The sequence below is a fragment of the Mesorhizobium sp. M0239 genome, assembly GCF_040321815.1.
In the GTDB taxonomy this organism is placed as follows: Bacteria; Pseudomonadota; Alphaproteobacteria; order Rhizobiales; family Rhizobiaceae; genus Mesorhizobium.
In genome coordinates this window covers 31,867-49,052 of sequence record NZ_JAMYSG010000017.1, presented here as the reverse complement: position 1 = coordinate 49,052, position 17,186 = coordinate 31,867, and the positions used below count along the sequence as shown (strand labels likewise).

20 protein-coding genes are annotated in these 17,186 nt (G+C 61.5%); 11 read left to right on the top strand and 9 right to left on the bottom strand.

Annotated elements, in window-relative coordinates:
• The first annotated feature begins 146 nt into the window (after positions 1 to 146).
• From aztA to NKI99_RS18850, 4 genes are all read left to right on the top strand, one after another.
• Positions 147 to 956 (top strand): zinc ABC transporter ATP-binding protein AztA, encoded by an 810-nt coding sequence (aztA, locus tag NKI99_RS18865; RefSeq protein WP_352611665.1) that lies wholly within the window; start codon positions 147 to 149, stop codon positions 954 to 956.
• Complete coding sequence (aztB, locus tag NKI99_RS18860) at positions 956 to 1,831, top strand: zinc ABC transporter permease AztB (protein WP_031212890.1); 876 nt, start codon at positions 956 to 958, stop codon at positions 1,829 to 1,831. Before aztA ends, aztB begins: the two co-directional genes overlap by 1 nt.
• A gap of 26 nt (positions 1,832 to 1,857) precedes the next feature.
• Complete coding sequence (gene aztC, locus NKI99_RS18855; RefSeq protein WP_352611664.1) at positions 1,858 to 2,799, top strand: zinc ABC transporter substrate-binding protein AztC; 942 nt, start codon at positions 1,858 to 1,860, stop codon at positions 2,797 to 2,799.
• 150 nt (positions 2,800 to 2,949) lie between these two features.
• Positions 2,950 to 3,288, top strand: coding sequence for a protein tyrosine phosphatase family protein (locus NKI99_RS18850; RefSeq protein WP_352611663.1), 339 nt, complete (start codon positions 2,950 to 2,952; stop codon positions 3,286 to 3,288).
• A gap of 228 nt (positions 3,289 to 3,516) precedes the next feature.
• Here NKI99_RS18850 and NKI99_RS18845 read toward each other — a convergent pair whose 3' ends face one another.
• Positions 3,517 to 3,984: an Lrp/AsnC family transcriptional regulator gene (locus tag NKI99_RS18845; RefSeq protein ID WP_352611662.1), complete on the bottom strand. Its 468-nt coding sequence runs from the start codon at positions 3,982 to 3,984 to the stop codon at positions 3,517 to 3,519.
• Positions 3,985 to 4,122: 138 nt separating this feature from the next.
• On the opposite strand from NKI99_RS18845, the gene hppD reads away from it, so the two are divergent.
• The 3 genes from hppD to NKI99_RS18830 all read left to right on the top strand — a co-directional run bounded on the left by hppD (position 4,123) and on the right by NKI99_RS18830 (position 5,903).
• On the top strand, positions 4,123 to 5,235 hold the full coding sequence (gene hppD / locus NKI99_RS18840) for a 4-hydroxyphenylpyruvate dioxygenase (RefSeq protein ID WP_128305110.1): 1,113 nt from the start codon (positions 4,123 to 4,125) through the stop codon (positions 5,233 to 5,235).
• Between the two features lie 69 nt (positions 5,236 to 5,304).
• Entirely contained in the window at positions 5,305 to 5,529 is a 225-nt protein-coding gene (locus tag NKI99_RS18835) for a type II toxin-antitoxin system Phd/YefM family antitoxin (protein ID WP_023813589.1), read from the top strand.
• Entirely contained in the window at positions 5,526 to 5,903 is a 378-nt protein-coding gene (locus tag NKI99_RS18830; protein ID WP_023813588.1) for a type II toxin-antitoxin system VapC family toxin, read from the top strand. The genes NKI99_RS18835 and NKI99_RS18830 overlap by 4 nt, the downstream gene beginning before the upstream one ends.
• An 18-nt stretch (positions 5,904 to 5,921) precedes the next feature.
• Here NKI99_RS18830 and NKI99_RS18825 read toward each other — a convergent pair whose 3' ends face one another.
• The 5 genes from NKI99_RS18825 to hmgA are packed head-to-tail and all read right to left on the bottom strand — an operon-like array spanning position 5,922 to position 9,977.
• Entirely contained in the window at positions 5,922 to 6,458 is a 537-nt protein-coding gene (locus tag NKI99_RS18825) for a DinB family protein (RefSeq protein WP_352611661.1), read from the bottom strand.
• A gap of 4 nt (positions 6,459 to 6,462) precedes the next feature.
• Complete coding sequence (locus tag NKI99_RS18820) at positions 6,463 to 6,750, bottom strand: hypothetical protein (protein WP_128305083.1); 288 nt, start codon at positions 6,748 to 6,750, stop codon at positions 6,463 to 6,465.
• Positions 6,751 to 6,754: 4 nt separating this feature from the next.
• Entirely contained in the window at positions 6,755 to 7,768 is a 1,014-nt protein-coding gene (locus NKI99_RS18815) for a fumarylacetoacetate hydrolase family protein (protein ID WP_352611660.1), read from the bottom strand.
• On the bottom strand, positions 7,765 to 8,652 hold the full coding sequence (locus NKI99_RS18810) for an MBL fold metallo-hydrolase (RefSeq protein ID WP_352611715.1): 888 nt from the start codon (positions 8,650 to 8,652) through the stop codon (positions 7,765 to 7,767). The genes NKI99_RS18815 and NKI99_RS18810 overlap by 4 nt, the downstream gene beginning before the upstream one ends.
• A gap of 11 nt (positions 8,653 to 8,663) precedes the next feature.
• Entirely contained in the window at positions 8,664 to 9,977 is a 1,314-nt protein-coding gene (gene hmgA, locus NKI99_RS18805; protein ID WP_352611659.1) for a homogentisate 1,2-dioxygenase, read from the bottom strand.
• A gap of 87 nt (positions 9,978 to 10,064) precedes the next feature.
• On the opposite strand from hmgA, the gene NKI99_RS18800 reads away from it, so the two are divergent.
• Positions 10,065 to 10,532: a MarR family winged helix-turn-helix transcriptional regulator gene (locus NKI99_RS18800; RefSeq protein WP_352611658.1), complete on the top strand. Its 468-nt coding sequence runs from the start codon at positions 10,065 to 10,067 to the stop codon at positions 10,530 to 10,532.
• A gap of 154 nt (positions 10,533 to 10,686) precedes the next feature.
• Positions 10,687 to 11,193, top strand: coding sequence for a DUF2380 domain-containing protein (locus NKI99_RS18795; protein ID WP_023813581.1), 507 nt, complete (start codon positions 10,687 to 10,689; stop codon positions 11,191 to 11,193).
• 8 nt (positions 11,194 to 11,201) lie between these two features.
• Here NKI99_RS18795 and tdh read toward each other — a convergent pair whose 3' ends face one another.
• Both tdh and NKI99_RS18785 read right to left on the bottom strand, forming a co-directional pair.
• Positions 11,202 to 12,236, bottom strand: a complete 1,035-nt coding sequence (gene tdh / locus NKI99_RS18790; RefSeq protein ID WP_013532321.1) for an L-threonine 3-dehydrogenase — start codon at positions 12,234 to 12,236, stop codon at positions 11,202 to 11,204.
• A gap of 52 nt (positions 12,237 to 12,288) precedes the next feature.
• Positions 12,289 to 13,476, bottom strand: coding sequence for a glycine C-acetyltransferase (locus tag NKI99_RS18785; RefSeq protein WP_352611657.1), 1,188 nt, complete (start codon positions 13,474 to 13,476; stop codon positions 12,289 to 12,291).
• Between the two features lie 332 nt (positions 13,477 to 13,808).
• On the opposite strand from NKI99_RS18785, the gene NKI99_RS18780 reads away from it, so the two are divergent.
• Positions 13,809 to 15,875 carry a putative bifunctional diguanylate cyclase/phosphodiesterase gene (locus NKI99_RS18780; protein WP_352611656.1) on the top strand — a complete coding sequence of 689 codons (2,067 nt, stop codon included), beginning with the start codon at positions 13,809 to 13,811 and terminating at the stop codon, positions 15,873 to 15,875.
• Between the two features lie 133 nt (positions 15,876 to 16,008).
• Complete coding sequence (locus tag NKI99_RS18775; RefSeq protein ID WP_352442452.1) at positions 16,009 to 16,749, top strand: polysaccharide deacetylase family protein; 741 nt, start codon at positions 16,009 to 16,011, stop codon at positions 16,747 to 16,749.
• On the opposite strand, the gene NKI99_RS18770 is transcribed toward NKI99_RS18775, so the two are convergent.
• The gene (locus NKI99_RS18770) at positions 16,737 to 17,186 is read right to left on the bottom strand and encodes a type II toxin-antitoxin system VapC family toxin (RefSeq protein ID WP_023813577.1); all 450 of its coding nucleotides are present in this window, start codon (positions 17,184 to 17,186) and stop codon (positions 16,737 to 16,739) included. The two genes, NKI99_RS18775 and NKI99_RS18770, sit on opposite strands and share 13 nt — an antisense overlap.

The following is a 17,186-nucleotide window of genomic DNA, read 5'->3' as shown; positions in this document are numbered from 1 at the left end:
GGGCCAATGGCATATGGATGTGCAAACACGGCAAGTTAACCCTGCGGCCGCAATTGCGCCGGATTGGCTTGTTGACTAATGTAATAACATCACATATCCAATCGACCGCTGCCAGCAGCCGGATTTCGCCGCCTACGGATCGCAGAATGACAAATACCTGCCTGACATTCCGCGACCTGACGCTTGGCTACGGCAGCCACCCGGCGATCCATCATCTCGACGGCACCATCCGCAAGGGCTCGCTGACCGCTGTGGTCGGCGCCAACGGCTCCGGCAAATCGACGCTGATGAAAGGCATTGTCGGCGTCCTGAAGCCAATGGCCGGCGAGGTTATCCGCGCGCCCGGTGTACGTGCCGCCTATCTGCCGCAGCAATCGGAGCTCGACCGCTCCTTTCCGGCACGGGTGGTGGATCTGGTTTCGCTCGGCCTGTGGCCACGGCGCGGCCTGCTTGGCCGCTACACCAGGGAAGATCGCGAAGACGTCAGCAAGGCGCTGATGGCGGTTGGCCTCGGCGGTTTCGAGAAGCGGCCGATCGACACGCTGTCGGGCGGCCAGTTGCAGCGCACGCTGTTTGCGCGTGTCCTGCTGCAGGACGCCGACCTCATCCTGCTCGACGAACCCTTCAATGCCGTCGACGCCAAGACGGTCGGCGACCTCATTGCCCTAATCAAGCACTGGCATGGCGAGGAACGCACCATCATGGTTGTCGTGCACGATCTGGACCTGGTGCGGCAGAATTTCCCCGAAACGCTGCTTCTCGCCCGCCAGCCGATCGCCTGGGGCGAAACCAGGGAAACGCTGAAGCCGGAAAACCTGTTGCGCGCCCGCCGCTTTCACGAGGCCTGGGAAGAAAATGCGCCCTGGTGCGAGCCGGGCGAGGACGCTCATGGTCACGATGACCATGGCCCCGATCACCATGACCATCGACACGGCGTCGGACCGAGGGCTGCCTGATGGACATGCTTTACGGCCTTGTCATCGCGCCCTTCGCCGATTTCGGCTTCATGCAGCGGGCTTTGATCGGTTCGCTGATGCTGTCGCTCGGCGCCTGCCCTATCGGCGTCTTCCTGATGCTGCGGCGCATGAGCCTGTCGGGCGACGCGATGGCGCACGCCATCCTGCCCGGCGCGGCCGCCGGCTTCCTGTTCTATGGGCTGGAGATCCTGCCGATGACCATCGGCGGCCTGATCGCCGGCGTCATCGTCGCGCTCGGCGCCGGCGCCGTCTCGCGCTTCACCATCCAGCGCGAGGACGCTTCGATGGCGGCGTTCTATCTGATTTCGCTCGCCATCGGCGTGCTGATGGTGTCAATCCGCGGTTCCAGCGTCGATCTCATGCACGTGCTGTTCGGCACCGTGCTGGCGCTCAACGATGAGGCCCTGACGCTGATCGGCGGCATCGTCGCGGTGACGCTGGTCAGCCTCGCCATCTTCTGGCGGGCGCTGGTCGCCGAATGCCTCGACCCGCTGTTCCTGCGCTCGGTCAGCCGGCTCGGCAGTCCGGTGCATTTCATCTTCCTCGGCCTTGTCGTGCTCAACCTTGTCGGCGGCTTCCAGGCACTCGGCACGCTTCTGTCGGTTGGGCTGATGATGCTGCCGGCCGCAGCCGCCCGCTTCTGGACAGTTCGCGTCGAGCCGATGTGCGTGCTGGCGGTGCTGATCGGCTTCGCGTCCTGCGTCGCCGGGCTGCTTTTGTCCTATCACGCGTCACTGCCGTCCGGCCCGGCCATCATCCTGTCGGCCGGCGTCGTCTATTTCGCCTCGATCCTGTTTGGCACGCGCGGCATTCTGCGCGCGCGCATCATCCATCACCGTCACAGAACGGCCTGATCCCGCCCCTAGAAGGAGACCCGTCTATGCTGAAATCGATCTATGCCGCCTTGGCTATGAGCGTTATAACATTAACCGCCTTTGGCGCATCGTCGGCCTTGGCGGCACCGCTGAAAGTGGTCGCCAGCTTCACCGTCATTGCCGATTTCGCCAAAAATGTCGGCGGCGACCGCATCGACGTCACCACCATTGTCGGGCCGGATGGCGACGCCCATGTCTACGAGCCGAGCCCGGCCGATGCTGTGGCCATGGCCAAGGCCGACATCGTGCTGGTCAACGGCCTGCATTTCGAAGGTTTCCTGCAGCGGCTGGTCGATGCCAGCGCCACCAAGGCGTCTATCATTACCTTGACCAAGGGCGTGACGCCGATCGATTTCAAGCCTGAATTCGCCGACGCCGACGCGGCCGAAGGTGCCGGCACCGGCGGCGGCAAGACGGTCACCGATCCGCACGCCTTCCAGTCGGTCGCCAACGCCAGGATCTACGTGAAGAACATCGCCGAGGCTTTCTGCGCAGCGGATGCGGACGGCTGCGTCAGCTACCAGACCAATGCCGCCGCCTACACGAGGAAGCTCGACGCGGTCGAAGGTGAAGTGAAAACTGCGATTGCCTCGATCCCGGAGAGCAAGCGCGTCGTCATCACCTCGCATGACGCCTTCGGCTATTTCGAACACGCGTATGGCCTGACCTTCCTCGCCCCGCAAGGCATCTCGACCGACTCCGAGCCATCCGCCGCAGACGTCGCCAAACTGGTCAATCAGGTGAAGCAGGACAAGGCGGCTGCGATCTTCGTCGAGAACATCACCAACCCGCGCCTGATCGAACAGATCGCCAGCGAAACCGGCATCAAGGTCGGCGGCACGCTCTATTCGGATGCGCTGTCGCAGCCCGACGGCCCGGCTGCGACCTATATCGACATGATGCACAACAACATCCGTCAGATCAAAGGCGCCATTCTCGGCAGCTGAGTATGAAGGATTGTCCAGCCGGGCCGCATCGGCCCGGTTGGATTTTCCGGCACGCAGTGTCTATTTGGCAGAGAATTCCTTCGGTACGGATTGCCGCCCATGTCGGGGAGTGGCAAGACTGCCGCCTGACCAGTTTGCGAGGATGCTGCCATGGAATACCGCGAAATCAGCGAGGACTATTCGGTTTCGGGCCAGATCCAGCCTGAGGACGTCGCCGCCATCAAGGAAGCCGGCTTCAAGAGCGTCATCTGCAACCGGCCCGATGACGAACAGCCCGGCCAGCCTTCTGCCGACACCGTCAAGGCAGTGGTCGAAGCCGCAGGGCTCGCTTTCCGCTACATTCCGGTGATCAGCGGCCAGATCACCGCCGAGAATGTCGAGGATCAGGCCGAAGCGCTCGACGAACTCGACGGCCCGGTCTTCGCCTATTGCCGCTCCGGCGCCCGCTGCACCAATTTGTATGGGTTGATCCAGCAGTCGAAGGGTTGAACGGCCTTTCCGTCATTCCGTAGGCTGGCGATCCTTCACACCCCCTCTGGCCTGCCGATCTCCCCCGCAAGGGGGGAGATCGGCAGCTTCGCCGCCAAGGCTCTTCCTGCAACGTTGGCGATTGGCGAAGGGATTCGCGACATCCAATCTCCCCCCTTGCGGGGGAGATGTCCGGCAGGATAGAGGGGGGTGCTGCCCCTCCGACGTATCAACTGAAATCCGTTCTGCCTAAATCGGTAACGCACCCGTCTCCTCCAGCGTTTCCAGCACGATCGCCGTCTTCACATGCTGCACCGATTCATGCGGCAGCAGCACGCCGTTAACGAATTCAGACAGCGATTTCAGGTCGGGCGTCACCACTTTCAGGATGTAATCCATCTCACCGGTCAGCGCGTGCGCTTCCTGCACCTCGGGCAGCCGTGCCACCAGCTCGCCGAAGCGCCGCGCATTGTCGCGGTTGTGCGTGGCGAGCGTGACCGAAATGACGTTGACCAGGGAAAAACCGAGCTTGTCGCGGTCGAGAACGGCGCGATAGCCCCTGATGAAGCCATCCTCCTCCAGCCGCTGGCGGCGGCGCGAGCATTGCGACGCCGACAGGTTCACCCGCTCCGAAAGATCGTTGTTGGTGAGCCGCGCATCACCCTGCAACAGCGCCATTATCTTGCGGTCGAACTGATCAATCCGCGTGTCATCCATGGCTTTTCCTTATATCATACACGCTTCACGCATGACATCATCATTTCAAGCGTTTGAATGCAAGCACCGTGCGCCTCCTCCGCGTTATGATCGTGTCAAATGGCCTTTTCAGACCAGGCCAGCTTTCGGAGGAATATGATGGGTCCCTTCCCGCACGACGCCCCGCCCGCCAAGATCAGCAAGGACAACCCGGCCGGCACCGACGGCTTCGAGTTTGTCGAATTCGCGCATCCGGAGCCGCAGAAGCTCGCTGAGCTGTTCACCCGTATGGGCTATGTTGCGGTGGCCAAGCACCGCACGAAAGACATCACCATCTGGCGGCAGGGCGACATCAACTATGTCGTCAATGCCGAGCCTGGCTCGCACGCGATGAAGTTCGTCGACAAGCATGGGCCTTGTGCTGCCTCGATGGCCTGGCGGGTTGTCGATGCCAAACACGCTTTCGATCACGCCGTTGCCAAGGGTGCCACGCCTTACGAAGGCGCCGACAAGGCGCTCGACGTGCCGGCAATCATCGGCATTGGCGGCTCGCTGCTCTATTTCATCGAGACCTACGGCAAGAAGGGTTCGGCCTATAATGCCGAGTTCGAATGGCTGGGCACTCGCGACCCGCGGCCGGAAGGCGTCGGCTTCTATTACCTCGATCACCTGACCCACAATGTCTATCGCGGCCAGATGGACAAATGGTGGGATTTCTACCGCAATCTGTTCGGCTTCAAGCAGATCCATTTCTTCGACATCGACGGCAAGATCACCGGCCTGGTCAGCCGCGCCATCACCTCACCCTGCGGCAAGATCCGCATTCCGCTCAATGAGTCCAAGGACGAGACCAGCCAGATCGCCGAGTATCTGAAGAAGTACAATGGCGAGGGCATCCAGCACATCGCTGTCGGCACCGACGAGATCTATGCCGCCACCGACAGGCTGGCTGAGAACGGGCTGAAGTTCATGCCCGGTCCGCCGGAGACCTACTACGACATGTCGTATGACCGCGTGAATGGCCATGACGAACCGATCGAGCGGATGAAGAAGCACGGTATCCTGATCGACGGCGAAGGCGTCGTCGACGGCGGCACGACCAAGATCCTGCTGCAGATCTTTTCGAAGACCGTGATCGGCCCGATCTTTTTCGAGTTCATCCAGCGCAAGGGCGACGAAGGTTTTGGCGAGGGCAACTTCCGCGCGCTGTTCGAATCCATCGAGCAAGACCAGATCAAGCGCGGGGTGATCAAGGTTCAGGCTGCGGAGTAGGTAGATTCGAACGGGGCTTCTTGCGGCGCGACCAATTATGACCTAAATTATGGTCATAAGGATCGCGCTATGAATGTTTCCATCGCCGAGGCCAAGGCCAAATTGTCGGAACTCGTCAGCCGCGCGGAAGCCGGCGAGGAGATCGTTCTCACACGCCACGGCAAGGTGGCCGCGCGCATCGTACCGCCGGCAGCGGCCGAACCACTGCCGCGTATTGGCGCCTTGAAGGGCAAGATTTGGATTGCGGACGATTTTGATGAACTCGGTCCCGAATGGGACGAGTACGTGAAATGACGGTCGGCCCGTTTCTCGCCGACACGCATATCATCCTGTGGTCGATTTCAGACGATCCACGTCTCAGCCAGCACCACCGCGCTATCTTGGCTTCGGAAGCGGTGGTGTTCGCGAGCGCGGCAAGCGTCTGGGAAATTGCCATCAAACGCTCAATCGGAAAACTCAACGCGCCGGACGATCTGCCAACGCTGCTTCCCAGAATGCAATTTCAGCCACTTGCCGTCACTTTGCAGCATGCGAACGCCGTCAGCAGCCTACCCCACCATCATGGTGATCCATTCGACAGACTGCTGATCGCGCAGGCGCAAGTAGAGAACCTGACCATCTTGACATCCGACCCGCATTTCGCCCGTTACGGTGTCGCTGTGGCATGATCGGCCAAGCAATTGGTCTCACAAACCCAGCCGCTCAACCTCCACTTGTCTCAGCTTCAAATCATAATCGAGCAAGAACTCGTCCAGTTGCGGCGGCTTGACCGACGTGCCGGACAGCATGGCGTGCACCTGGCCGCGGTGATGGATGTCGTGCAGAAAGACATGGGCGAGGATATCGCCGATGCGCTCGGGGATCATGCCGTCCTCGCGCCGGTCGGTGATGACGCGGCGATCGAGATCGTCGGCCGACAGCCTATCGCCAAAGGCGATCAGCCGCCGGTCGGCTGCGACCTGCGCGGCAAACAACGCCGCCGGCTCGTCGAGGGGCACGAAGTCGTCATGGGCGGCAGCACCGAGACCACCCTCTTCGAGAAAATCGAGATAGAGAAGATCGACCGCAAGGATGTGGTTGAGCGTTGCCTTGATCGACGGAAAGAAGCTGGTGCGTTCGGCCTCGAACTCACCGGGCTGGAGGGACAGCACCGCGCGGTAGAGCCGGTCGTTCGACCACAGATTGTTGCCGGCCATACGGCGCAGATGGTCAAGCAGGTTCACGAGATCAGCCCCCTGCCCGCACCAGATACAAGCCCGCCCACATAGCTGCAAATCCCGCAAGAACGATCAGCAGCAGCCGGTTCATGCGCCGACGCATGGCTTGCGTCTCCTCATCCCGGGCGACTTTCATGTTGGTGATGGTGTGCAACATCATCGCCTTGCGCGGAAAGCCGCTGCGGTTGGTCAGGTCAGGCGAGCGCGCCTCGATGCGGTAACTCAGCCGGATCGCCTGGATGAAGACCGCCAGTATGGCGAGTGCCCAGACACCGGCCAGCAGATAGACCCCCGTCATTCCCTTACCTCTCGTATTTCTCGACCTTCTGCTCGATGGCGCCGAAAATCGAATGCCCGGCCTTGTCCCTCATCTCGATGCGTACCGTGTCGCCGAAGCGCAGGAACGGCGTTTGGGCTTCGCCTGACACGATGGTCTCGATCATGCGCAGTTCGGCGATGCAGGAATAGCCGGCGCCGCCGGCCGAGACAGGTTTGCCCGGCCCGCCGTCGAGCTTGTTGGAGACGGTGCCGGAACCGATGATCGTGCCGGCGGCTAATGGCCGTGTCCTTGCCGCGTGAACGATCAGCGCCGGAAAGTCGAAGGTCATGTCGACACCGGCATTGGCGCGGCCGAACGGCTTGCCGTTGAGATCGGCAAGCAGCGGCAGGCTGACCTTGCCGCCGTCCCAGGCGTCACCCAGTTCGTCCGGCGTCACCGCGACCGGCGAAAACGCCGAGGACGGCTTTGACTGGAAAAAACCAAACCCCTTCGCCAGTTCCGGTCCGGTGAGCGCGCGCAGCGTGACGTCATTGACCAGCATGACCAGCCGGATCGCAGCGCGCGCTTCTTCGAGAGTGGCGCCCATCGGCACGTCGTCGACAATGACGGCGACCTCGCCCTCCATGTCGATGCCGAAGCCTTCGTCAGCCATGCGGATCGGGTCACGTGGCGGAATGAAGGCGTCCGAGCCGCCCTGGTAGATCAGCGGGTCGGTCCAGAAGCTTGCCGGCATCTCGGCGCCGCGCGCTTTGCGCACCAGTTCGACATGATTCACGTAAGCCGAGCCGTCGGTCCATTGATAGGCGCGCGGCAGCGGCGAGTGGGCGTCATGCTCGTGGAAGCGCTCCGCCGGCACCGCATTGTTCTCAAGCGATTCCGCTATTGTCGCGAGATGCGGGGCGATGCGGCGCCAGTCGTCGAGCGCCGCCTGCAGCGTGCGCACCAGGAACGAGGCGTCGGTGAAGCGTGTCAAGTCGCGCGAGACGACGACGAGTTTTCCGTCGCGCGTCCCGTCCTTCAATGTGGCAAGCTTCATGCAGTTTCCTCTCCTTGTGCAGCTTTCTCGCTGCTTAACTCCACAACAAGGCCGTCGCGGGCGATCGTCAAGTCGCCGGCCCATGTTTTCCTGACAGCGGCAGTCCAGTCGGCCTCGCCGATCCCGGGATCGTCGGCTGGAATGAGGTGATTGAGCACCAGTCTCTTCACCCCGGCATCGCTGGCGATGCTGCCGGCCTCTTCGGCAAAGCTGTGGCTGGCAAGCAGATGCTCTTTCAGCCGCGCGCCATTGCCGGTCCTGGCCACCAGCCGCTCGATGCCTTCCTCCAGCATGGCTTCATGGACGAGGATATCCGCACTCCGGGCGAATTCGGCGAGCGGCGGAAAGAAGGCCGTGTCAGCGGAGAACACCACGCTTTTCCCGCCGTGTTCGAAGCGCAGGGCAAAACAGTCGGTCACCGGCGGATGCTCGACGCGCAGCGCCGAAACCGTCAAGCCGCCCTGCTCGAGCACCTGGCCTTCGCCGAATTCGACGATCGAAACCAGGTCTCGAATATCCGGCCGGCCCTCGTCGACGACGCGGATTTCGATGTCGAAGTCCATCGCCTGGCAAAAGCGCTGCCAATAATGATCCGTGCCGGGCGGACCGAACACGTGGACCGGCGCCGCCAGACCCGCCGTCCAGGCGGTGTGGATCAGCGGCCCCAGTTCCAGCACGTGATCGGAATGCAGATGGGTGATGAAGATCAGGTCGAGCGATTTCAGGCTGATGCCGGCATCGACGAGACCCCGCGTGACGCCAAGGCCGCAATCGACGACGATGCAGCGGCCGCCCATCCGCAGCACCGACGAGCTCGGCCATGGACCACCCGGCCGCAATGCCGGGCCACCCTTCGAGCCCAAAAGCACCAACCGATCCGGCATTGGCTCGGTGCTCAAGACCAGTCGCCCTCGGGCGTGCCGTTGAAACGCTTCTTGAGGTCCGCCCAGCAATCGATGTAGTTGTCCTGCCGGGTTTCGAGTTCCGCGCCGTAGCGGGTCAGCATCTGCGGGTATCGGGTCTCGAACATGAACGCCATGGTGTTGTCGAGCTTGACCGGTTTCAGGTCCGCGCGCGAGGCCTTTTCGAAGCCAGGCGCATCCGGCCCATGGGCCAGCATCAGATTGTGCAGGCTGATGCCGCCGGGCACAAAGCCTTCTTCCTTGGCGTCGTACTGGCCATGGATCAGGCCCATGAACTCGCTCATGATGTTGCGGTGGTACCAGGGCGGCCGGAAGGTATCTTCGGCCACCAGCCAGCGCGGCGGGAAGATGACGAAGTCGATATTGGCCGTGCCCTCCTCGCCGCTCGGTGCGGTCAGCACCGTGAAGATGGACGGGTCGGGATGGTCGAACAGCAGCGCTCCGACCGGCGAAAAGGTCGCCAGATCATATTTGTAGGGCGCGTAATTGCCGTGCCAGGCAACGACGTCCAGCGGCGAATGGCCGATCTCGGTGACATGGAAATTGCCGCACCATTTCACCGTCAGCCGGCACGGCGTTTCCTTCTCCTCGAACCAGGCGCAAGGCGTCTTGAAATCGCGCGGATTGGCCAGGCAATTGGCGCCGATCGGGCCACGGTCGGGCAGCGTCAGCTTGGCGCCGTAGTTCTCGCAGACATAGCCGCGCACTTCCTTGTCGCCCAGCTCGACCTTGAAGACCAGACCGCGTGGCAGCACGGCAATCTCGCCGGGCCGAAGCTCTATGACGCCCATCTCGGTGACCAAGCGCAAGGCGCCGACCTGCGGCACGACCAGCAATTCACCGTCGGCGTTGAAGAAATGGTCGTCGACCATCGAGGTGTTGGCGACATAGACATGCGCTGCCATGCCCGCCTGACCGAGCACGTCGCCTGATGTGGTGATGCTGCGCATGCCCTTGATAAAATCGGTCGGCTCCTTCGGCATCGGCACCGGATTCCAGCGGTACTGGCCAAGCGCCAGTTCGTGATCACCGACATTGGGCGCGCTCTTCCACAAGGGATAGCTCGCCGGCTTGAAGCGGCCGGTGTGCTTCACACTTGGCCGGATGCGGTAGAGCCAGGAGCGCTCATTGGTGCCGCGCGGCGCGGTGAAGGGCGAGCCCGAAAGCTGCTCGGCGTAGAGGCCGTAGGCCGGCCGCTGCGGGGAATTCCGTCCTTGCGGCAGCGAACCGGGCAGCGTCTCGGTTTCGAAGTCGTTGCCGAAGCCCGGCATATAGGAAAAGGCCATTGCTTCCTCCCGAAATGGATATCAATTGACCAAACTGGTTTCATTTGTAACCATTGAAAATGTAACCATCAATGGCGACTTTGAAAAATGGTGATCAAGAGCGAAGCGTCCGACGCGCCTGAAATTCTCAATCTGGAAAATTTCCTGCCCTACCGGCTGCACCGGCTTGCCGAGGCCGTCAGCCGGGAATTCTCGAGGATATACAAGGATCGTCACGGCCTCACGCGTCCCGAATGGCGCACGCTGGCCGGGCTCGGACAGCGTGGCACGATGACGGCGACGGCGCTGGGCGAACAGTCGGCCATGCACAAGACAAAGGTTTCGCGCGCTGTCGCCGAACTCGAACGGCGTCGCTGGCTGACGCGAAAACCGGACGAAAAAGACCGCCGTATCGAACATTTGACGCTGACCGGAACGGGGCTTGCCGCCTATCGCGAGATGGTGCCGCTGGCGAAGGCGTTCGAACGGGATTTGCTGGCAAGACTAAGTGCTGAAGAGCGCGCGGCGATCACCAGCGGACTGGCTGCATTGGAGACCAGTCTGGTCCCGAGCTAGTCCAAGATCAAGCCAATCACTCTGAACGACAGAGTTCGAGCGAGACTGCGTGGGAGCTCCCACCACAGCCAAAGCATAGCATTGCCTTCGATTTGATCGTGATTTGCGTTGTCAGGCCGCGTATAATGCCCATCACACCGACGGGAGGACTACGATGAGCATTCGCACATTAAGTGTCCTGGTGACGCTGCTTGTAGGCACCTGCACATTTGCGCAGGCCCAGCAGACAAAGCCGATGTCGATCGAAGTGTTCCCTTTCGAATTGGAGGATAAGAGCGCCGGGGCGGGAATAATTCCCCCGGATGAATATGACAGGCGCTATCTGTCGGAATCGGCACAAGTTGCGAGGGACATGCTCTCCCAGTCTGGGCGTTTTACAGTAATTGATGTGCCGGCGAGGGATACACAGGCTGCTGCGCCGCACGGATTGCGCAACTGCGCTGGTTGTGAAGGCCCGATTGCCAAGGAGCACGGCGCGTCGCTTGCCTTGCTTGGCGTCGTAACGCGCGTCAACCGAACAGAACATACTATGTTCATTCGCATCCTTGACGCCGAAACCGGGAGACATGTTTCGGAGGGGTTTACCGATCTTCGCATGGGTGCGAACCACGCGTGGCCCCGCTCCGTGAAATGGCTGATGAAAAACAGAATTCTGCGGTAGGGCGGCATCTACCAGTCCATCACCACCTTGCCGGAACTGCCGCTGCGCATCGCATCGAAGCCGGCTTGGAAATCGTCGATGCCGATGCGGTGCGTGATCAGGCCGGAGACATCCAGCGGGCCCTGCACAAGCGCGATCATCTTGTACCAGGTTTCGAACATCTCGCGGCCGTAGATGCCCTTGAGATGCAGCATCTTGAAGATGACCTTGTTCCAGTCGATCTCGAAGCCGGTCGGCGCGATGCCCAGAATGGCGATCTTGCCGCCATTGTTCATGGTGTCGATCATGTCGCGGAAAGCGGGGGCGGCGCCCGACATTTCGAGGCCGACGTCAAAGCCTTCGGTCATGCCAAGCGCCGGCATGACGTCGCGCAGCTTTTCCTTCGAGGCGTCGACGACATGCTGGACGCCGAGTTTCTTGGCCAGCGCCAGCCGCACCGGGTTGATGTCGGTGATGACCACTTTGCGCGCGCCGACGCATTGCGCGACGAGCGCGCCCATGATGCCGATCGGCCCGGCGCCGGTCACCAGCACATCCTCGCCGACCAGATCAAAGGACAATGCGGTGTGAACGGCATTGCCCAGGGGATCGAAGATGGCGGCGATCTCGTCGGGCACATCATCGGGGATCGGCACGACATTGTGCTGCGGGATCGCCAGATACTCGCCGAAGGCGCCCGGACGGTTGACCCCGACGCCGAGCGTGTTGCGGCACAGATGTCCCCTGCCCGCCCGGCAGTTGCGGCAATGGCCGCAGACGATGTGGCCTTCGCCCGACACGCGCTGGCCAACCTTGTATTCGGTGACCGCAGCGCCGAAATCGGCAACGGTGCCGACGAATTCATGGCCGGTGACCATCGGCACCGGCACCGTCTTCTGCGCCCACTGGTCCCAATTGTAGATATGCACGTCGGTGCCGCAGATCGCCGTCTTCTTGATCTTGATCAGCACGTCGTTGGGGCCGATCTCCGGCACCGGCACCTCTTCCATCCAGATGCCTGGCTCGGCCTTGGCCTTCACCAGCGCCTTCATCATGTTCGACATGCTTTTGTCCCTTGAATCTCTTGATCCGGAAGCGCTTTTCGATTCCGGCCTTTCAGGAAATGACCCCGAGTTCGCGCCCGACGGCGGCAAACGCTTCCACCGCGCGGTCGATATCGGCGCTGGAATGGGCCGCCGACATCTGCGTGCGGATGCGGGCCTGCCCTTTCGGCACCACCGGGAAGGAGAAGCCGATGACATAGATGCCGCGCTTCAGCATGCGCGCCGCCATCTCCTGCGCCAGGCTGGCATCACCCAGCATCACCGGGATGATCGGATGATCGGCTCCGGCCAGCGTGAAGCCGAGTTTGCCCATCTGCGACCGGAAGCGCGCCGCATTGTCGTAGAGTTTGTCGCGCAGCCCATCGCCGTCTTTGATCAGTTCGAACACTTTGATCGAAGCGCCGGCGATCGCCGGCATCAGCGTGTTGGAGAACAGATACGGCCGTGAGCGCTGGCGCAGCCAGTCGACCACCTGGCCTTTGCCCGAGGTGTAGCCACCGGAGGCCCCGCCAAGCGCCTTGCCGAGCGTGCCGGTGACGATGTCGACCCTGCCCTCGACGCCGCAATGTTCGGCCGAGCCGCGGCCGTTCTGGCCGACGAAGCCGACGGCATGGCTGTCGTCGACCATCACCATGGCGTCGTATTTCTCGGCGAGGTCGCAGACACCCCTGAGATTGGCGATGATGCCATCCATCGAAAACACGCCGTCGGTGGCGATCAACCGGAAGCGGCAGTCTTTCGCCTCCTTCAGGCGCGCCTCGAGATCGGCCATATCGTTGTTGGCGTAGCGGAAACGTTTGGCCTTAGACAGCCTCACGCCATCGATGATCGAGGCATGATTCAAGGCATCCGAGATAATGGCGTCTTCCTCGCCCAGCAGCGTCTCGAACAGGCCGCCATTGGCATCGAAACAGGAGCCGTAGAGGATGGTGTCTTCCATGCCGAGGAAAGAGGAAATCGTGGATTCGAGCTGCTTGTGCTCTTCCTGCGTGCCGCAGATAAAGCGCACCGATGCCATGCCGTAGCCATAGCGGTCGAGCGCCTGCTTGGCAGCATTGCGCAAATCGGCGCTATCGGCGAGGCCGAGATAGTTGTTGGCACAGAAATTCAGCACCTTGTCGCCGCCGACCTCGATCTCGGCCGACTGCGTCGAAGTGATCAACCGCTCCGACTTGTAGAGGCCTGCCGATTTGAGCCCCGCGAGCTCGCTGTCGATGTGGGAGAGGAATGCTGCGGTCATGGTCGGCCTCGTTTGATGTGGGCTGACTGTCGTCTCGTCCGCGCGAAAAATCCATCGCAAAAACGACCGGATCGGTGGCAGGCAGCACGATGCGGCCCCGATGTCGATCATCATGCAGCCGCGGAAACGACGCCGCGACAAACGGTTCTGGCCGATGACCGCTCAAATGCCGGTACGGCGCTAAACGAGCCGATAACCATTTCGCGATCTTTCGACAGCTGCCCCTTGCCGGGCAGCCGTCGATTTCCGGTCCTGTTAACGTTTGCAGTTCAATGGTGCTCATACAAGAATCTTTTGGCAAGAATCCGTAGGCGAGAGGGCCGCCCCCGAAAATGTCGCAGCAGCCGGTGCAAACCGTTTCAGGCAAGCTCATACTGCTGATCAAGGCTGGCTATTGGCTGGCCCTGCTGATCATTGCGGCCATGGTGATCGCCTCCTTCATCCTGCTGCAGCAGATGATGGCCACCCAACAGCACAATCACAACTTGCTCGACATCGTCAGCACGCAAAAGACGCTGTCGCAGCGCATCGTCTTCCTTGCCGGTGCAACGGGTGCCGGTTCACGCGACAAGCAGCCGGCGCTGGTCAGCGCGCTCAAGCAGGCAACGGCGGAGTTCGAGACGAACTACGACCTGCTGCTCGATCAGACGGGAGCCGATCCGCAATCGCCGGCCAAGCTCGACCCGAAGTCGATCGAAAGCGTCCTTTTCGCCAAGCCCTTCCACCTCGACTATTTCTCGGTCGGGCTGATCGCCAATGGCGACCGCCTGATCTCGGCCTATGAATCGCAATTCAGCGGCAATGGCGGTTACAAGGGCGGCGGCGAGCGCGTCAATCTCGACGCCTCTGTCGCCAATGCGACCTTGTCGGGCTATGCCGCGCTCGGCCAGCGCATCACTGCCGACGCCGACGACCGCTCCGAGAAGCTGCTCGCTCTCCATCGCACGCTGTTCTACGCCACAATCGGCGTCATCATACTGGTGGCGCTGTTCATCTTTAGGCCGATGTCGAACGCCATCCTGCGCAAGACGAATGAATTGATCGACGCGCGCAATTCCATGGCCTTCATCGCGGTGCATGACGGCCTCACCGGCCTGCACAACCGCACGTTCCTGACCGATCATTTCGACACGCTGATCAAGGGCACGCACCGGCGTCGCGAACGCCTTGCCGTCGTCCAGCTCGATCTCGACCGATTCAAGCAGATCAACGATACGCTCGGCCACGCCGCCGGCGACTATGTGCTGGTCGTCACGGCACAGCGCATGCGCGATTCCTGCCGGGCGTCGGATCTGTGCGTGCGCCTGGGCGGCGACGAGTTCGTCATGATCCTCGGCGGCGCCGGCGGCACCGAAGACATCAATATGCTGGCGCGGCGCATCCTGGCACACATCAACGAGCCGATCGTCTTCCAGGGCACGACCATTCTCCCAGGCGCCAGCGCCGGCATCGCGGTCTATCCGATCGACGCCGACAATGCTGGGGATTTGCTGGTCCATGCCGATCTGGCGCTTTACTCCGCCAAGAAGCTTGGTGGCGGCAACTTCTCCTTCTTCTCCGAGGAGCTGCGCCGCGAACTCGACTATCGCAAGCAGCTCGAGCACGACATCAAGGTCGCCATCGCCGAGCGGGCGTTCCAGGTCTATTTCCAGCCGCAGGTATCGCTGACCAACGGCACGATCAGCGGCATCGAGGCGCTGGTGCGCTGGAACCATGCGGAGCGCGGCATGATCCCGCCCGGCGAGTTCATTCCGGTCGCCGAGAAATGCGGCTTCATGCCCGAGATCGGCCGCATCGTCATCACCAAGGCGATCAACGAGGCCGCCGAATGGAATCGCGCCGGCATTGCCTTCGGACGGCTTGCCGTCAATGTTTCCGGCACCGAGCTGCGCGAGCACGACTTCGATGTGTTTTTGTTCGAGACGCTGGAAAAGGCCGGGCTGCCGCCGCAGAAACTGTCGCTGGAAATCGTCGAATCCGTCATCCTCGATGACGAAAAGACGGGCATCGCGGCCAAGCTGCGGCACATCCGGGCAGCCGGCGTCCATCTTGAACTCGATGATTTCGGCACCGGCTATGCTTCGCTCAGCCATGTCAACCCGAACGAGATCGACCGGCTGAAGATCGATCGCCGCTTCGTCCAGAACATCCATGAGAATGGCGACAACTCGAAGATCGTCCGCGCCATCACCGAGCTGGCGCGTGGCCTTGGCATCTCGATCGTCGCAGAGGGCGCCGAAACCGAGGCCGAGCTCAATTCGCTGATGGCGATCGGCTGCGACCAGGTGCAGGGCTACTCCATCGCCTTCCCGATGCCGCACGACAAGGCGCTGGAATGGCTGACCGCCCGCATGCCCAAGAAGGCCAAGCTGACGGTGCTGCAAGGAAGCCTGGCATAGGTTTGCCTTTTTGTTTGTGCATGTCGTTATCCCAAAACCGCTGCGCACTTTTGGGCGACATGCACCGGCTCGCCTTGACAAGCCGTTGTGGACATGGCGGCCTTGTCGTGATCGCAACCGGATATCGGGGCCGATGACACCGTTTCGGTTTGTGCTGGCGGCGCTTTTGATTTTTGCGGTTCCCGCCCAAGGGGCCGATCGCATAATCTATCTTACCTTCGACGATGGGCCGCTGAACGGCACAAGCAACATCCTCGATGTGCTGGAAGCCGAGCAGGTTCCTGCAACCCTATTCATGGTCGGCATGCACGCACAGGCTAGCGCCGCCAACAGAGCGCTCGTCCAGCGTGCCAGGCAGCTTCCTTTGGTGACGCTCGGCAACCACAGCTACAGCCATGCTTACAATCACTACCGGCATTTTTACGGCGACACCGAGGGTGTCGTCGCCGACATGGTACGGGCAAACGCGGTGCTCGGGTTGAAGCCCCTGGTGCATGCAAGACTGCCGGGGCGCGACGTGTTCAGGCTGCCCTCCATGTCGAAGAACGACACTTCGCTTGGCCTCGCCCAGGAGGGGCGTGAAGAGCCCGATTACGAGTTTGTCGCGGCCTCAGGCTTCTATCTCTACGGCTGGGACCATGAATGGGTGCACAAGGACAACGGCGAGCCGGTGCAGAGCGTCGATCATCTGGTCAGCGAGATCGATCACCTGTTCGGCTATGGCCGCTTCGTCAAGCCCGGCAAGCTGATCCTGCTGATGCATGACGAGATGTTCCAGAACGCGTTCGACGGCAAGACGAAGCTGACAAACCTGATCACCGCTCTGAAGCTGCGCCATTACACTTTTGGGACAATCCAGGGCTACGACGACTGAGCCGGCAAAGACGGCAAGCTCTTCAGCGGATTGAGCATTGGCACACCAAGTGGCGCGAAATGACGCTCGTTGTCCGTCAGTATCGTTAAACCATGAACCTCGGCAGTGGCAGCGATCGCTATGTCTTCAAATCCAGGCCGGTGCGCCCTCGCCCGATCCAGGATTAGTCCGGCAGCATGCGCGGCGCGCAAATCGAAGGGAAGCACTCTTTCTCCATAAAGGTGCTGAACCGCTTGCCACCAGCCGCGCAGCGAGTTCGCCTTTGTTGTCGCACCCTCACGTTCGGCCTTCGCTATTCCAGCGGCAACTTCAGATGCGGTGACAACGGACAGGAACAGATGGTTGCTCGCCTGGTCGAGCCAAGTCGCCAATGCATGCCGATCCGCTTTCTTGGACGGCGCCATTGCCGAGATGATATTGGTATCCAGCAGAAACAT

What these genes read in the sequence shown, in the direction of transcription:
- aztA (WP_352611665.1), top strand. Translation starts at nt 147, where the DNA reads ATGACAAATACCTGCCTGACATTCCGCGACCTGACGCTTGGCTACGGC.
- aztB (WP_031212890.1), top strand. Translation starts at nt 956, where the DNA reads ATGGACATGCTTTACGGCCTTGTCATCGCGCCCTTCGCCGATTTCGGC.
- aztC (WP_352611664.1), top strand. Translation starts at nt 1,858, where the DNA reads ATGCTGAAATCGATCTATGCCGCCTTGGCTATGAGCGTTATAACATTA.
- NKI99_RS18850 (WP_352611663.1), top strand. Translation starts at nt 2,950, where the DNA reads ATGGAATACCGCGAAATCAGCGAGGACTATTCGGTTTCGGGCCAGATC.
- NKI99_RS18845 (WP_352611662.1), bottom strand. Translation starts at nt 3,984, where the DNA reads ATGGATGACACGCGGATTGATCAGTTCGACCGCAAGATAATGGCGCTG.
- hppD (WP_128305110.1), top strand. Translation starts at nt 4,123, where the DNA reads ATGGGTCCCTTCCCGCACGACGCCCCGCCCGCCAAGATCAGCAAGGAC.
- NKI99_RS18835 (WP_023813589.1), top strand. Translation starts at nt 5,305, where the DNA reads ATGAATGTTTCCATCGCCGAGGCCAAGGCCAAATTGTCGGAACTCGTC.
- NKI99_RS18830 (WP_023813588.1), top strand. Translation starts at nt 5,526, where the DNA reads ATGACGGTCGGCCCGTTTCTCGCCGACACGCATATCATCCTGTGGTCG.
- NKI99_RS18820 (WP_128305083.1), bottom strand. Translation starts at nt 6,750, where the DNA reads ATGACGGGGGTCTATCTGCTGGCCGGTGTCTGGGCACTCGCCATACTG.
- NKI99_RS18815 (WP_352611660.1), bottom strand. Translation starts at nt 7,768, where the DNA reads ATGAAGCTTGCCACATTGAAGGACGGGACGCGCGACGGAAAACTCGTC.
- NKI99_RS18810 (WP_352611715.1), bottom strand. Translation starts at nt 8,652, where the DNA reads ATGCCGGATCGGTTGGTGCTTTTGGGCTCGAAGGGTGGCCCGGCATTG.
- hmgA (WP_352611659.1), bottom strand. Translation starts at nt 9,977, where the DNA reads ATGGCCTTTTCCTATATGCCGGGCTTCGGCAACGACTTCGAAACCGAG.
- NKI99_RS18800 (WP_352611658.1), top strand. Translation starts at nt 10,065, where the DNA reads ATGGTGATCAAGAGCGAAGCGTCCGACGCGCCTGAAATTCTCAATCTG.
- NKI99_RS18795 (WP_023813581.1), top strand. Translation starts at nt 10,687, where the DNA reads ATGAGCATTCGCACATTAAGTGTCCTGGTGACGCTGCTTGTAGGCACC.
- tdh (WP_013532321.1), bottom strand. Translation starts at nt 12,236, where the DNA reads ATGTCGAACATGATGAAGGCGCTGGTGAAGGCCAAGGCCGAGCCAGGC.
- NKI99_RS18785 (WP_352611657.1), bottom strand. Translation starts at nt 13,476, where the DNA reads ATGACCGCAGCATTCCTCTCCCACATCGACAGCGAGCTCGCGGGGCTC.
- NKI99_RS18780 (WP_352611656.1), top strand. Translation starts at nt 13,809, where the DNA reads ATGTCGCAGCAGCCGGTGCAAACCGTTTCAGGCAAGCTCATACTGCTG.
- NKI99_RS18775 (WP_352442452.1), top strand. Translation starts at nt 16,009, where the DNA reads ATGACACCGTTTCGGTTTGTGCTGGCGGCGCTTTTGATTTTTGCGGTT.
- NKI99_RS18770 (WP_023813577.1), bottom strand. Translation starts at nt 17,186, where the DNA reads ATGTTTCTGCTGGATACCAATATCATCTCGGCAATGGCGCCGTCCAAG.